The sequence below is a fragment of the Sinorhizobium sp. RAC02 genome, assembly GCF_001713395.1.
In the GTDB taxonomy this organism is placed as follows: Bacteria; Pseudomonadota; Alphaproteobacteria; order Rhizobiales; family Rhizobiaceae; genus Shinella.
The window spans coordinates 3,436,230-3,449,756 of sequence record NZ_CP016450.1; the positions used below are offsets into that span (position 1 = coordinate 3,436,230).

The 13,527-nt window shown below is 62.6% G+C and carries 12 protein-coding genes and 1 tRNA gene; 3 read left to right on the forward strand and 10 right to left on the reverse strand.

The features are described from left to right. Positions 1 to 25: 25 nt before the first annotated feature. The 6 genes from BSY16_RS16500 to tesB all read right to left on the reverse strand — a co-directional run bounded on the left by BSY16_RS16500 (position 26) and on the right by tesB (position 7,664). A complete protein-coding gene (locus BSY16_RS16500; protein WP_069060673.1) occupies positions 26 to 832 on the reverse strand; it encodes an exodeoxyribonuclease III in 807 nt (268 codons plus the stop codon). Positions 833 to 1,017: 185 nt separating this feature from the next. Further along, positions 1,018 to 1,692, reverse strand: coding sequence for an outer membrane lipoprotein carrier protein LolA (locus BSY16_RS16505; protein ID WP_069060674.1), 675 nt, complete (start codon positions 1,690 to 1,692; stop codon positions 1,018 to 1,020). Positions 1,693 to 1,789: 97 nt separating this feature from the next. Then, the gene (locus BSY16_RS16510) at positions 1,790 to 4,462 is read right to left on the reverse strand and encodes an FtsK/SpoIIIE family DNA translocase (RefSeq protein ID WP_069060675.1); all 2,673 of its coding nucleotides are present in this window, start codon (positions 4,460 to 4,462) and stop codon (positions 1,790 to 1,792) included. Positions 4,463 to 4,815: 353 nt separating this feature from the next. Continuing rightward, entirely contained in the window at positions 4,816 to 6,177 is a 1,362-nt protein-coding gene (locus BSY16_RS16515; protein ID WP_069060676.1) for an ammonium transporter, read from the reverse strand. Positions 6,178 to 6,207: 30 nt separating this feature from the next. Continuing rightward, entirely contained in the window at positions 6,208 to 6,546 is a 339-nt protein-coding gene (locus tag BSY16_RS16520) for a P-II family nitrogen regulator (RefSeq protein ID WP_069060677.1), read from the reverse strand. 230 nt (positions 6,547 to 6,776) lie between these two features. Beyond that, the gene (gene tesB, locus BSY16_RS16525) at positions 6,777 to 7,664 is read right to left on the reverse strand and encodes an acyl-CoA thioesterase II (protein WP_069060678.1); all 888 of its coding nucleotides are present in this window, start codon (positions 7,662 to 7,664) and stop codon (positions 6,777 to 6,779) included. Positions 7,665 to 7,774: 110 nt separating this feature from the next. On the opposite strand from tesB, the gene BSY16_RS16530 reads away from it, so the two are divergent. Beyond that, complete coding sequence (locus BSY16_RS16530; RefSeq protein ID WP_069061588.1) at positions 7,775 to 8,995, forward strand: ubiquinone biosynthesis hydroxylase; 1,221 nt, start codon at positions 7,775 to 7,777, stop codon at positions 8,993 to 8,995. 166 nt (positions 8,996 to 9,161) lie between these two features. Here the strand turns inward: BSY16_RS16530 and BSY16_RS16535 are convergent, their stop codons facing one another. The 4 genes from BSY16_RS16535 to BSY16_RS16550 form a co-directional block, all read right to left on the reverse strand. Continuing rightward, positions 9,162 to 9,350, reverse strand: coding sequence for a Trm112 family protein (locus BSY16_RS16535; RefSeq protein ID WP_069060679.1), 189 nt, complete (start codon positions 9,348 to 9,350; stop codon positions 9,162 to 9,164). A 10-nt stretch (positions 9,351 to 9,360) separates the two neighbouring features. Beyond that, entirely contained in the window at positions 9,361 to 10,041 is a 681-nt protein-coding gene (locus BSY16_RS16540) for an LON peptidase substrate-binding domain-containing protein (protein ID WP_069060680.1), read from the reverse strand. 135 nt (positions 10,042 to 10,176) lie between these two features. Next, positions 10,177 to 11,142 carry a thioredoxin gene (gene trxA / locus BSY16_RS16545; protein WP_069060681.1) on the reverse strand — a complete coding sequence of 322 codons (966 nt, stop codon included), beginning with the start codon at positions 11,140 to 11,142 and terminating at the stop codon, positions 10,177 to 10,179. A 63-nt stretch (positions 11,143 to 11,205) separates the two neighbouring features. After that, entirely contained in the window at positions 11,206 to 11,715 is a 510-nt protein-coding gene (locus BSY16_RS16550; RefSeq protein ID WP_069061589.1) for a prolyl-tRNA synthetase associated domain-containing protein, read from the reverse strand. A 220-nt stretch (positions 11,716 to 11,935) separates the two neighbouring features. On the opposite strand from BSY16_RS16550, the gene BSY16_RS16555 reads away from it, so the two are divergent. Both BSY16_RS16555 and BSY16_RS16560 read left to right on the forward strand, forming a co-directional pair. Further along, positions 11,936 to 12,010: transfer RNA gene (locus BSY16_RS16555), tRNA-Gly, on the forward strand. Positions 12,011 to 12,239: 229 nt separating this feature from the next. Next, positions 12,240 to 13,469, forward strand: coding sequence for a PD-(D/E)XK nuclease family protein (locus BSY16_RS16560; protein ID WP_150129978.1), 1,230 nt, complete (start codon positions 12,240 to 12,242; stop codon positions 13,467 to 13,469). Positions 13,470 to 13,527: the final 58 nt, after the last annotated feature.

The window sequence follows — 13,527 nt, forward strand, 5'->3', positions numbered from 1 at the left end:
CTGCGCACTTTTGCTGGAATTGCTTTTAAAAATCGAACTCGGCAATCACCGGCACGTGGTCCGACGGCCGTTCCCAGCCGCGCGCCTCGCGGATCACCTTGATGTCGGTGAGGTGCGGGTCGAGGTCGGCGGAGGACCAGATGTGGTCGAGGCGGCGGCCCTTGTTGGCGGCCTGCCAGTCGGCGGAGCGGTAGCTCCACCACGTATAGAGCTTTTCCTCGGCCGGCACCTTGCGGCGCATCAGGTCGACCCAGGCGCCCTTCGTCATCACGTCGGTCAGGCCCTCGGTCTCGATCGGCGTGTGGCTGACGATCTTCAGGAGCTGCTTGTGCGACCAGACGTCGTGTTCCAGCGGCGCGATGTTGAGGTCGCCGACGAGGATCGAGGAAATGCCGGCCTCGGCCTCGGCATGCAGCAGCTTCATCTCCTCGATGAAATCGAGCTTGTGGCCGAATTTCGTGTTGATCGTGCGGTCCGGCTCGTCGCCGCCGGCCGGCACATAGAAATTGTGCAGGCGGATCGACTTGCCCCGGTGATGGAAGAGCACCGAGACGTGGCGCGCATCGCCGACACCGCAATAGTCACGCCGCTCGACGATCTCGGTGAGCGGCAGGCGGGAGATGGTGGCGACGCCGTGATAGCCCTTCTGGCCGTGTATGACGATGTGCTCGTAGCCGAGCGCCTTCAATGGCTTGGAGGGGAAGAGGTCGTTCGGGCATTTGGTTTCCTGCAGGCACAGGATGTCCGGCGCGAACGTCTTCAGGAAGTGCTCGACGAGCGGCATGCGCAGCCGCACGGAGTTGATGTTCCACGTCGCGATCGAAAGTGCCATGCTCAAACCCTCAAAAACACCCGGCCCGTTCTCACGGGCCGGTCGGGGCGTCTTACTGCATAATTCCTTAAACCGGTATCGGTTTAAGGATAAAATTATGCAGCAATTTTATAAAGCTACGGCGCCGTGCGTCACGAATGGCGCACGGCGCCGTAGCGCATGTGTGCCGAAACGGAAACGGCTTGTTACTTCGTTCCGCGGTTGCGGATTTCGTCGTAGGGGATCGAGAACACCTTGTCGTCGAGCGGAACGCCGGTCTTCACGTTGAAGATCATCACGGAAGTGTCCTTGCCCTGCGCGTCGGTGATCGTCCACTGGCGCAGGTCATAGGTCTTCGGGTCGAACATCATGGTGATGGTCGAATCACCGAACATGTTGCGGTCGCCCAGCACGATGGTCGTCAGGTCCGCCTCTTCCTTGACGTTGCGCACCATCTTGGCGGACAGGTCGATCTTGTTGCCGAGGAGCAGGTTCAGCGGCGTCTTGGAGAGCGGGTAGATGTCCCAGGTCTTGAGCTTGCGGTTGCCGATGACGACCGACTTGCCGTCGGCGATGACGCGCATCGGCGAGGGGTCTTCATAGTTGAAGCGGATCTTTCCCGGGCGGTCGATGAAGAACTTGCCGCCGGTCTGTTCACCGCGCGGGCCGAACTGCACGAACTCGCCCATCATGGTTTTCACGGACGAAAAATGGTCGGCGATCTTCTGCGCCGTGGCACTTGCCTGCGCTGACGCCTCGACGGGCGAAAGCACCGAAGGGCCGGCGGCAAGCGTGAAGGCCATCAGGCAGGTAAAACCGCGGCGCGTCAGCGTTCCGGTCGCGCGGCCGTTCTCGGATCGGGTCATGTCGGTCTCCTTCATGGGCATGTCATGCGAGCCAAACGCGGCGCCATGATGGCATCGGCCCACATCGCGGGACGTGAGGATTGGAACGCCGTTCGAGGCGCTCCGTTCCCGGTTATCGTCCCGATATTTCGTCTTCCGTCGGCACGAGGATCTCGCGCTTGCCGGCGTGGTTTGCGGGGCCGATCAGCCCCTCCTTCTCCATGCGCTCGATCAGCGAGGCGGCGCGGTTGTAGCCGATGCCGAGGCGGCGCTGGATGTAGGATGTCGAGGCCTTGCCGTCACGCAGCACCACGGCCACCGCCTGGTCGTACGGATCGTCCGAATCGTCGAGATTGGCAGTACCGGCGGGACCATGCCCGTCGTCACCGTCCTCGTCGTCGTCCGCGGTGATCGCGTCGAGATATTGCGGTGCGCCCTGCGTCTTCAGGTGCGCCACGACAGCTTCCACCTCGCCGTCCGAGACGAAGGGGCCGTGCACGCGCTGGATGCGCCCGCCGCCGGCCATGTAGAGCATGTCACCCATGCCGAGCAGCTGTTCGGCGCCCTGTTCACCCAGAATGGTGCGGCTGTCGATCTTCGAGGTCACCTGGAAGGAGATGCGGGTCGGGAAGTTCGCCTTGATCGTGCCGGTGATGACGTCGACCGAAGGACGCTGCGTTGCCATGATGACGTGGATGCCGGCGGCACGCGCCATCTGGGCAAGCCGCTGGACGGCGCCTTCGATGTCCTTGCCGGCGACCATCATCAGGTCGGCCATTTCGTCGATGATGACGACGATATAGGGCATCGGCTGGAGATCGAATTCCTCGGTCTCGTACATCGCCTCCCCGGTCTGGCGGTCGAAGCCGGTTTGCACGGTGCGGCTGATCTGCTCGCCCTTGGCCAGCGCCTGCTCGACGCGGCTGTTGAAGCCGTCGATGTTGCGCACGCCGATCTTCGACATCTTCTTGTAGCGCTCCTCCATCTCGCGCACCGTCCATTTGAGGGCGACGACGGCCTTCTTCGGATCGGTGACGACGGGGGAGAGCAGGTGCGGGATGCCGTCATAGACGGAAAGTTCCAGCATCTTCGGGTCGATCATGATCAGCCGGCACTGTTCCGGCCTCAACCGGTAGAGCAGCGACAGGATCATGGTGTTGATGGCGACCGACTTGCCAGAGCCGGTGGTGCCGGCAACGAGCAGGTGGGGCATCTTGGCGATATCGGTAATGACCGGCTCGCCGCCGATCGTCTTGCCGAGTGCCATGGCGAGTTTCGTCTTGCTGGTCTCGAAATCGCGGCTGGCGATGAGTTCGCGAAGATAGACGGTTTCGCGGGTCTGGTTCGGCAGCTCGATGCCGATGGCGTTGCGGCCCGGCACGACGGCGACACGGGCGGCGATCGCGCTCATCGAGCGGGCGATGTCGTCGGCGAGGCCGATGACGCGCGACGACTTGATGCCGGGTGCGGGCTCCAGTTCGTAAAGCGTGACGACCGGGCCGGGGCGGACATGGATGATCTCGCCCTTGACGCCGAAATCCTCCAGCACGCCTTCCAGCATGCGGGCATTCTGCTCCAGCGCGTCGGCGGACAAAGTGGTGTCGCGCACCTGGCCGCGCGGTTCGGCGAGCAGATGGATCGGCGGCAGCGCAAAACCATCCGGGCCGACGAAGGAGGTCTGCGCCTCGCGCTCGATGCGCTGGCCGGGTTTCGGTCGAGCGGCGGGCGGTGCCACGCGGGCCGTTGTGGCAGGCGCCGTCTGCCGGGGCGGCGCACGGCGTGGCGCCCAGTCGGCAGCGATGTCGTCGGAATCGTCGTCCGAGAGGATGCCGCTCGGACGGACGAGCGGCTCGTCCATGTCGAAGGGCACATCGTCATCGTCGGTGGCCATCGGGGGGGCGGCGACCACGCGGCGGCCGTCCAGCGAGGGTTCGACGCGCTCGATGGCGCGGGCCGGCGTGCGGGCCCGTGCCGGTTCGTTCAGCGTGCCGAATTCGTCCTCGTTGAAATCGTAGGGCTGCTCGATGCCGCGCGCCCTGCGGCGCTGGTTGCCGAGGCCGAAGAGGCGGCGCATGCGGGCGTGGCCGGTGTACCAGGCGTGGGTCATCGCGCCGGCGAGAACGGTGAGCGGACCTTCCCGCTCGTCGTCGTCATCCTCGTTGCCCTCGGCAATGGTGCGGGCCCGGCTCGCCGTCGGGACGGGAGCGAAATCCTCCTCGTCGTCGATCGAGACGGAGCCGATCAGGCCCGCGCTGAACACCATCGACCAGGCGGCGGGGATGGCGATGATGCCGCCGAGGATGCTCGCAAACACACCGGTCGGGTAAGCGCCGGTGAAGAGGGCGGGGAAGCGCAGGATCATGTCGCCGAAGACGCCGCCAAGCCCGGTCGGCAGCGGCCAGGTGACGGGGGCGGGCACGCAGGACAATGCTGCGGAAGCGAGGATCGCGCCGCCGAGCCAGGCGCCGGCGCGTTGCGGTACGCGGTTAAAGCGCCGGCCGCTGATCAGCGCCAGGCCCCAGGCGACGACCGGCAGCAGTGCGATCACGCTGGCAAGGCCGAAGAACTGCATGAAGAGATCGGCGAAGACGGCGCCGGGATAACCGAGGATATTGGCCGGCGTGCCGCCCGAGGCATAGGAGAGGCTGGGGTCGGCGACGTTCCAGGTGGAGAGCGCTGCAATGGCGAGGGCGAGACCGAGGAAGACGCAGAGCCCGAACAGGATCTGCGTCTGTCGCCAGACGAATGCTGACAGAACGAAACGGTCGTGACGGTTATCCAGTCCTGCCGAAATGCTTCTGCTCATGGGGTACAGTCCGTGTTCACGCCAAGGAATATCGCATCATTTCCGCGCGATTCGCGGAGGTGCCTGACTGTGAACCCTACGAAGGAAGCCTTAATGGCGCGTTAACCATGCGCCGCCCGAAGCCATATGAGACCGTGCTTTGCAGTGTGGAAACGAAAAGGGCCCGGACTTTGGGTCCGGGCCAAGGGCGGCATAGTTTCCTATGGCCGCGACGGGATCGTGGCGGCGGCTGGCAGGAGCAATTCCGCTTTTCTTCGAGCCGCGAAAATGCTCCTGCCCTTGGTTCTTACGCAGTTCCGGACGCAAAACCGCTGCGCGTTTTTGCTGGAACTGCTTTAGCCGCCGCGAACTTTTTACGAGTGGTAGGCCGCTTCGCCGTGGGACGACAGGTCGAGACCTTCGCGCTCGGCTTCGACGGAGACGCGCAGACCGACGACCATGTCGACGATCTTGTAGAGGATCGCCGAGACGACGCCGCACCAGACGATGGTGATGAGAACGGCGACGATCTGGGTATAGGTCTGGGAGACGATGGAGAAGTCTGCTGCACCCGTGCCGCCAAGGCTCGGTGCGGTGAAGATGCCGGTGCCGACAGCGCCGATGATGCCGCCGATGCCGTGGACGCCGAAGACGTCAGCCGTGTCGTCGAAGCCGAACTTGTTCTTCACCGTGGAGACGAAGAAGTAGCAGACCGGCGAGGCGATGAGGCCAAGCACGATGGCGCCGATCGGACCGACCGAGCCGGCAGCCGGGGTGATGACGACGAGGCCGGCGATCATGCCCGAGGCAGCACCCAGCATCGAAGCCTTGCCGCGGGTGAAGTTTTCCGCCAGGCACCAGGCAACGATCGCGCCGGCGGTTGCGAGGAAGGTGTTGATCGTGGCGAGGACCGCACCGCCCGATGCTTCGAGGTTGGAGCCGGCATTGAAGCCGAACCAGCCGAACCAGAGCATTGCTGCACCGACGAGCGTGAGCGTCATCGAGTGTGGGGCCATCATGTCCTTGCCGAAGCCGGTACGCTTGCCGACCATGATCGCGCCGATAAGGCCCGCAACACCGGCATTGATGTGAACGACCGTGCCGCCGGCGAAGTCGAGAGCGCCCATGCCGAAGATCAGGCCATTGGCGTCCCAGACCATGTGAGCGATCGGGAAGTAGACGAAGGTTGCCCAGAGCACGGTGAACAGAATCACGGCCGAGAACTTGATGCGCTCCGCGAAGGCGCCGACGATGAGGGCCGGCGTGATGGCGGCGAACGTCATCTGGAAGGCGATGAAGGCATATTCATAGATCACGACGCCATCCGTGAAGGTGGCCGACGTGCTGTCGATCGTGACGCCCGACAGGAAGAGCTTTCCGAAGCCGCCGAAGTAGGCGCTCGTCGAGCCGCCGAAGGCGAACGAATAGCCATAGACGACCCAGACGATCATCATGACGGCGCCGACGACCGTGCACTGCATCAGCACGGACAGCATGTTCTTGGCGCGCACTAGGCCGCCGTAGAACAGGCCGAGGCCCGGAACGAGCATGAACAGGACGAGGATGGTGGCGAGATACATGAAGGCGGTGTCGGCCTTGTCCGGAACCGGTGCCGCAGCAGCGGCTTCGGTGGCAGCTGGCGCTGCTTCCTGCGCGAAGGCGACAACGGGCGCAAACATGGCCGTCGTGGCGGCAGCCACGCGGGAAAGGGTATGAGAAAACTTGAATGACGACATTGTAAATAGGCTCCCTGAAAGGCCGTTTGCTTAAAGCGCTTCGGAATCGGTTTCGCCGGTGCGGATGCGCACGGCGTGATCGATGGAGTAGACAAAGATCTTGCCGTCGCCGATCTGGCCGGTCTTGGCGGCAACGGTGATCGCTTCGACGGCGGTGTCGACGATATCGCTCGGCACGGCGATCTCGATCTTCAGTTTCGGCAGGAAGCTCACGGTATATTCGGTGCCGCGGTAGATTTCCGTGTGTCCCTTCTGGCGTCCGTAACCCTTCACCTCGGTCACCGTCAGGCCCTGGATGCCAACGGCGGTGAGGGCTTCGCGCACCTCATCGAGTTTGAACGGCTTGATAATGGCCATTACGATTTTCATCTGGTTCCCATCCTTCGTGCTTGTCCCCAGCCGGGGCCATCTCTCCTTGCCGCGGCAAACGCAACGACTGGGAACTACACATTCAAGGGGCGTGCCAGATTCGAACGGATCGAAAATGATCCGCTAAGGTTATGAATTTAAATCGATAAAAATCGCGCCCATGTTGCGGTGCAAAAAATCATCACCGCAAATGGTCAAAAAATAGGCGTTAATAGACTTATGAGTAAAAATTACTCAGTTGCCTTTTTCCGAATCAGCCCTTCCTGCGCGACGGAGGCAATGAGGGTGCCGGAACGGGTGAAAATTGCGCCACGGGTCATGCCGCGGCCGCCAAATGCCGAAGGACTGTCCTGGCTGTAGAGCAGCCAGTCGTCGAGAACGGGCGGCCGGTGGAACCACATGGCATGGTCGAGGCTCGCCACCTGCAGCGAGCGATCGAGCACCGAAGTGCCGTGCGCAAAGAGCGACGTGTCGAGCAACGTCATGTCGGAGAGATAGGCGAGCACAGCTGCCTGAAGGTGGCGTTCGGCCGGCACCGGCCCGGTGGTGCGCACCCAGATGTTCTGGCTGGGCTCCAGCTTGTCGCGCGAGAAATAGTGGGTGAGCGAGACCGGACGCAGTTCGATCGGTCGCGGACGCTCCCAATAGGCGCGGATATGCGACGGCGCCTGCGTCATGAACTGCGCCTTCAGGTCCGCCTCGCCGAGCAATTCCTCCGGCGGCGGCACGTTCGGCATGGGGGCCTGGTGCTCAAAACCATCCTCGTCGTCCTGGAAGGACACCGTCATGAAATAGATCGGCTTGCCGTGCTGGATGGCGACGACGCGGCGCGTCGCGAAGGAACCGCCGTCGCGGATGTTTTCGACATCGTAGAGGATCGGCACGGCGGGATCGCCCGGCCGCACGAAATAGGCATGCAGTGAATGCACGAAGCGGCCCGGTTCTTCCACGGTTCGTGTCGCCGCCACCAGCGCCTGGCCGATAACCTGCCCGCCGAACACGCGCTGCCAGCCGACCTGCGGGCTCTTGCCGCGAAACAGCCGGATCTCCAGCCGTTCCAGGTCGAGCGTCTCCAGAAGGGCATCCATGGCGGGGTTTTGTGCAGGTTGGCGCGACATTTGGACGTGGCTCCCAAGGGTGGCCCAAGGTAGGAAAGCGGGCCTTCTTCCTCTATATAGAGCAAAAGCAGACCTCAAGCGTCCAGGAGAACGCCATGCCCGAAGCCCCCATGCTCGACGTCCTTGTCGCCGGCGGTGGTTATGTCGGCCTGTCGCTGGCCGTCGCGATCAAGAAAGCCGCGCCGCACCTCGCCGTTGAAGTCGTCGATGGCGCGCCGGAGCATGTCTGGCAGAAGGACGAGCGCGCCTCGGCGATCGTTGCCGCCGCGCGCAACCTGCTCGACGTACTTGGTGTGTGGAACGAGATCGCGCCGGAAGCCGAACCGATCCGCCGCATGGTCATCACCGATTCGCGCACGGCCGATCCCGTGCGCCCGGTCTTCCTCACCTTCGAGGGAACCGGCTCCGGCGACGATGGCCAGCCCTTCGCCCATATGGTGCCGAACCGCGCCATGACCGGCAGCCTGCTCCGCCAGGCCGAAAGCCTCGGCGTGGCCGTGCGCTGGGCGACCTCGGCAGACGGGTTTGCCACCGGCCAGCATGCCACGGCGGTCCGTCTTTCGGACGGGTCCGAGTGCCAGACCCGGCTGCTCGTCGCCTGCGATGGCGTGCGCTCGAAGCTGCGTGACATGGCCGGCATCAAGACCGTGCGCTTCGATTACGGCCAGTCGGGCATCGTCACGACGGTCGAGCACGAACGCCCGCATGATGGCACGGCAGAAGAACACTTTTTGCCCGCCGGCCCCTTCGCGACGCTGCCGCTCACCGGCAACCGCTCCTCTCTCGTCTGGACCGAGCGCACGGAAGACGCGCGCCGCCTCGTCGAAAGCGACGACCTGGTCTTCGAGGAAGAACTGGAGCGCCGCTTCGGCCACAAGCTGGGCAGTCTGAAGGTCGTCGGCGGCCGCCGGGCCTTTCCGCTCGGCCTGACGCTCGCCCGCGCCTTTGTCGCACCGCGCTTTGCGCTTGCCGGTGACGCCGCGCATGGCATCCACCCGATTTCCGGCCAGGGTCTCAATCTCGGCTTCAAGGACGTGGCGGCGCTTGCCGAAACGGTCGTCGAGGCCGACCGTCTCGGCCTCGATATCGGCGCGATCTCCGTGCTGGAGCGCTACGAAACCTGGCGCCGCTTCGATACGGTGCGCATGGGCATCACCACGGATGTGCTGAACCGTCTGTTTTCCAACGACGCAACGCCGCTGCGCGTGCTGCGCGATGTCGGCCTCGGTGTCGTCGATCGCCTGCCGGGCCTCAAATCCTTCTTCATCCGCCAGGCGGAAGGCACATCCGGCGGCGGTCATCCGCGTATGCTGGTCGGGCAGCGGATCTGATTCGCGGTGAACCTCTAAACGCGCATCCCGCCCCTATGCGTCATCCTCGGGCTTGACCCGAGGATCCACAATCTCCAGGCATGCCGTGCTGCGTGGATCCTCGGGTCAAGCCCGAGGATGACGCAGAGGGTGCCATGCCCCCGGACAACTGCTCGGTACTCCGCCCTCAATCCTTGATTTCGCGCGCCTCGGAAATCAGCATGATCGGGATCCCGTCACGGATCGGATAGGCGAGCTTTGCCTTTTCCGAAATCAGTTCGCCGGTTGCCGCATTGTAGCTTAGCCGGCCCTTGGTCAGCGGGCAGACGAGCAGTTCGAGCAGCTTGGGGTCAACCTGGCTGGTGCTGGCATTCATTGCTGGCGTCCTATTGCAGCATCGTGTCGACATCGCCGTAGCTGCGCGCCAGCACGATCTCGGTTATGGCGATCAGCGTTTCCGCGCGGGTCTTGAGATCAGGCGCCTCCAGCAGGGCCTGTTTCTCCGCCGGCCCATAGGGCGACATCATCGCCATGGAATTGACGAGTGTTGTGTTGCTGGCGCGTTCCACGCTTTCCCAGTCGGCTTCCAGCTTGTTGGCGTCGAGATAGGCCTTGAAGGCGGCGAGCAAGGCATCGCGGTCGACGCTCGTTTCGTCGTCCTGCGCGGTCAGATCGGCGATGAAGGGGGCGATGCGGAAATTGCGGTAGGATTTGCTGCCGCGCACCTCTTCTAGCAGGCGATAGCGGCACACGCCCGTCAGCGAAACGATGTAGCGCCCGTCGCCGGTCTCGGCAAACGAGGTGATTCGGCCAATACAGCCGACCTGGCAGAGTGCTGGCGTTTCGCTTGCGGTGTCATCGGCGCGGTGGTCGCCAAAGACCGGCTGCACCATGCCGATCAGCCGGTGCGTGGCGAGCGCGTCGTCAAGCATGGAGAGATAACGCGGCTCGAAGATGTTGAGCGGCAATTGCCCGCCGGGCAGCAGCAGGGCGCCCGTCAACGGAAAGACGGGGATGGCCTCGGGCAGGTCCGCCGGCTTCAGATAACGCGCATTTCCCACATGCATGGCATTGCCTTCCCATTCCCGGTCGGTCCGCGGCGCGGTGAAAATCTCCCGCCCCTCGTCCTCGCGCCTCCTCCCGAATGTGGGGTAGGTGCGGCATTTCTCAAGGGAGGCCGCACCGTTCCACGGAAAAATGCCTCAGGAAAACAGGATCGCCGACAGCTTGCGACGGGCGGCCATCGTCGCCGGATCCTTCGGTCCCCAGATGTCGAAGAACTGCAAAAGCTCGCGGCGGGCACCGTCGTCGTCGAAGGTGCGGTCGCGCTTCATGATGTGCAGCAGATGGTCGGCCGCCGCCTGGCGGTCGCCCTCGACATTGCGGATTTTCGCAAGATTGAGCCGCGCGGCATGGTCATCGGGGTCGAGCGCCAGCGCCTGTTCGAGGGCAGCCGGATCGCCGAGCTTGCGGGCTTCCTCGATCTGGTCGAGCTTTTTCAGCACGGCCACGACGGCCGGATCGGCCGCAACGGCGTCCGGCAGGTCGCTGAGTGCCTGGCGGGCACTCTCCGGCTGGCCGACAGCGATCATGCAGTCGGCAATGCCGGCAAGAGCGGCCGCATTTTCCGGATCGGCCTGCAGCAAGGTGCTGTAGAGATCGGCTGCACCGTCGAGATCGCCTGCGTCGAACAGCGTCTTCGCTTCGGCGAGCAGTGCCTCGATCTCGGCCTTCTCGTCAGCGCCTGCGGGGCCGGCGATCTTGTCGATGAACTGGCGCACCTGGCTTTCCGGCACGGCGCCCATGAAGCCATCGGCCGGCCGTCCGTTGACGAAGGCGACGACGGCGGGGATCGACTGGATGCCGAGCTGGCCGGGAATGGAGGGATGGTCGTCGATGTTGAGCTTGACGAGCTTCACCCGGCCCGCACTTTCGCGCACGACCTTCTCGATGATCGGCTGGAGTTGTTTGCACGGGCCGCACCAGGGCGCCCAGAAATCGACGAGAACGGGCTGCTGGCGCGAGGCTTCCAGCACGTCGCGCGTGAAATTCGCGGTCGTCGTGTCCTTGATCAGGTCGTCCGCCGCCGGTGCCGCGCCGCCATAGTTCGCCGAAACGTTCATCTGCCCGCCATAGGACGATGCATAGGGGTTGTCGCCTGCACTCATGGGTCTCTCCTGTGGCGCGAACCGCGCGCCTTCATTCGTCGTCGCTGCGCCCAAAATCGTATGTCAGGACGTGACTTTCAAGACAAGCGGCTCGTGTCCGGTCGCTTCGATAAAGCGCAACAGATCCTTCGAGCCGATCGAGGTCGTCGCATCGTTGCGCAACGGATGGCCATTGATCGTGTCGTAGGCCATCAGGTTGGCATCGATGATGATCTTCACCTTGCCCGCCACATCGTTGATCACGCCGAAAGCGGTGACCGCGCCCGGGATGACGCCGAGATATTCCATCAGCTTTTCCGGCTTGCCAAAGGAGACGCGGCTTGCCGCACCGATCACGCTGTGGATGGTCTTGAGGTCGACCGTTGCATGCTCCTCGACCGTCATCAGGAAATAATTGTCCTTCTTGTCCTTCACGAAAAGGTTCTTCGTGTGGCCGCCGGGGATTTCGTCGCGCAGCGCCACCGATTCGGCGACGGTGAAGACCGGCGCGTGTTCCTTCGTGCTGTGGGCGATGCCGAGCCCATCGAGAAACTGAAAGAGGTCCTTGTCGGTCTTCGGCTGCGTGTCGGTCATTCTTGTCTTCCCGGCATGAATTGCTCCTGCCCGCTGATAGGGCTTCGGCAGCCCCAGCGCAACCGCCCGGAAAACCGGCGCTTTGAAAGTCGCCACGATTTTTTCTGCAAAATCCGACATTTCTCTGTTGCATTTAAAAAGGCCTTGGGCCATATAGCGCCCGTCGCCGCAACGCAGCAGCGACCTTCGGCCAACCACTACCCCAGGCCGACGATGATGAGCGGGTGTAGCTCAGGGGTAGAGCACAACCTTGCCAAGGTTGGGGTCGGGCGTTCGAATCGCCTCACCCGCTCCAATTCTTCCAGAGCTTCAAAGCCTCGGTTCGCCGGGGCTTTTGTGTTTTTCGCTCTCGGAGCATTTCCAGCCGAAGCGGCGAAAGAGGGCGCGGTTACCGGCGGGTTACATGTTCGCTCAATCGAGCGATATGAAATCGCAACTTCGAAGAAGTCGGCGACGACACCCGTTGACCAGAGGCATTCTGCTTGTGTTCCAATGCAGCGTCTCTATTTTGCGCAGTGAGTAGTGTGACGCTGGCGATCCGTACGCTTGCGGATGAAATGGAGACGACCATTAAAGTTGATGCTGCTCTGCGCTTCGATGCGATGATCGAAAGCAAAGACTTCACCTTGCTTTCCAGCCGCATTAACCGCTTCTGCCCCTTTGAAGCGACCGGAATGGTCCGTGCGGAGATTCGCCACGGAAGCTTCCTCGCCTACATGCTCAATCCCCGCAAGCCGCACGGCTACGGGTCACGACTGTTGGAGGCATTTCTAGGGGTTCTCTTCGAAGGTGATGCTCCTTTAGACGCAAAGGGTCTGCTGGAACGGAACGCCGCTGCCATCGAAATCCGGCGAGAGTGGAGGGATATCGATCTGATGATCGTGCTTCCTGTCACGAAGACTATCATCGTTTTCGAGCTGAAGATCGATGCAAGCCAGGGAAAAGACCAGCTTCAAAAATATCGGGGAATTGTCGAACGCCATTGGTTGGTAAATGATGGTTGGACCCACAAATTCGTATTCATGACAAAGACTAACGAGGCCGCTCAGGATAACTGGGAGCAATTGCGTCTTGCCCAGGTCGTTCATAAATTCGATGAGATTGCCGCCAAAGGGCTACATACTCCAGCGCGCGAAACCCTTGTTCACTACATTTCAATGATGAGGAGGCACCACGTGGGCGATCATATGCTCAAGGATGCCGCACGAAAGCTTTGGGCGCAGCATGGCGAGGCTTTGGATTATCTGATGCGGAATCGGCCCAACCCCCTTCGTCAGCTGTTCGAAACGCTAAAGTCTCAGGCCGGTGATCTCGCAGCGGGGGCAAGCACGCCAGGCATCACCGTTGTCCCTGACGAGCCTGCGTCAGGGAATGTTCGTTTCGGCGTTACCGAGTGGGACGCCGTACCTGGCTTCTTGTCTTCGAAGGAGTGGACAGCTTCAGGGCGGCTCGTTCTCTTCGAGCTCAAGTATGGCAACGGCGGCCTGAGCTTGTTCGCTTGCATTGGCCCCTCTTCAAATCCCCTTCGCAAACGATTCCTGTCAGCTCTGTTGGAGAAGGGCGTGATCACCAAGGCGGAAGCACAGACCAGAAAATGGTCGATGCTCAACGAAGCAGAGGTCTTCAAGCCGGCCGACCCATTCGAATTCAACCAGGAAGAGGCGGTTCGGACAGTATCTGCCGCATTCAATCTCTTTGTGGCACGAGTTTTCGTGGAACTCGACCAAGTGATGCGTCCTCGGCAACCTGAATAGCCTGAATTTCGCCCATGTGAGCATTTCCAGCCGAAGCGGCGCCGCTTCGGCGCCGGAT

Excerpts from the sequence above, each read along its gene's own strand:
- BSY16_RS16500 (WP_069060673.1), bottom strand. The coding sequence starts at position 832 with ATGGCACTTTCGATCGCGACGTGGAACATCAACTCCGTGCGGCTGCGC.
- BSY16_RS16505 (WP_069060674.1), bottom strand. The coding sequence starts at position 1,692 with ATGAAGGAGACCGACATGACCCGATCCGAGAACGGCCGCGCGACCGGA.
- BSY16_RS16510 (WP_069060675.1), bottom strand. The coding sequence starts at position 4,462 with ATGAGCAGAAGCATTTCGGCAGGACTGGATAACCGTCACGACCGTTTC.
- BSY16_RS16515 (WP_069060676.1), bottom strand. The coding sequence starts at position 6,177 with ATGTCGTCATTCAAGTTTTCTCATACCCTTTCCCGCGTGGCTGCCGCC.
- BSY16_RS16520 (WP_069060677.1), bottom strand. The coding sequence starts at position 6,546 with ATGAAAATCGTAATGGCCATTATCAAGCCGTTCAAACTCGATGAGGTG.
- tesB (WP_069060678.1), bottom strand. The coding sequence starts at position 7,664 with ATGTCGCGCCAACCTGCACAAAACCCCGCCATGGATGCCCTTCTGGAG.
- BSY16_RS16530 (WP_069061588.1), top strand. The coding sequence starts at position 7,775 with ATGCTCGACGTCCTTGTCGCCGGCGGTGGTTATGTCGGCCTGTCGCTG.
- BSY16_RS16535 (WP_069060679.1), bottom strand. The coding sequence starts at position 9,350 with ATGAATGCCAGCACCAGCCAGGTTGACCCCAAGCTGCTCGAACTGCTC.
- BSY16_RS16540 (WP_069060680.1), bottom strand. The coding sequence starts at position 10,041 with ATGCATGTGGGAAATGCGCGTTATCTGAAGCCGGCGGACCTGCCCGAG.
- trxA (WP_069060681.1), bottom strand. The coding sequence starts at position 11,142 with ATGAGTGCAGGCGACAACCCCTATGCATCGTCCTATGGCGGGCAGATG.
- BSY16_RS16550 (WP_069061589.1), bottom strand. The coding sequence starts at position 11,715 with ATGACCGACACGCAGCCGAAGACCGACAAGGACCTCTTTCAGTTTCTC.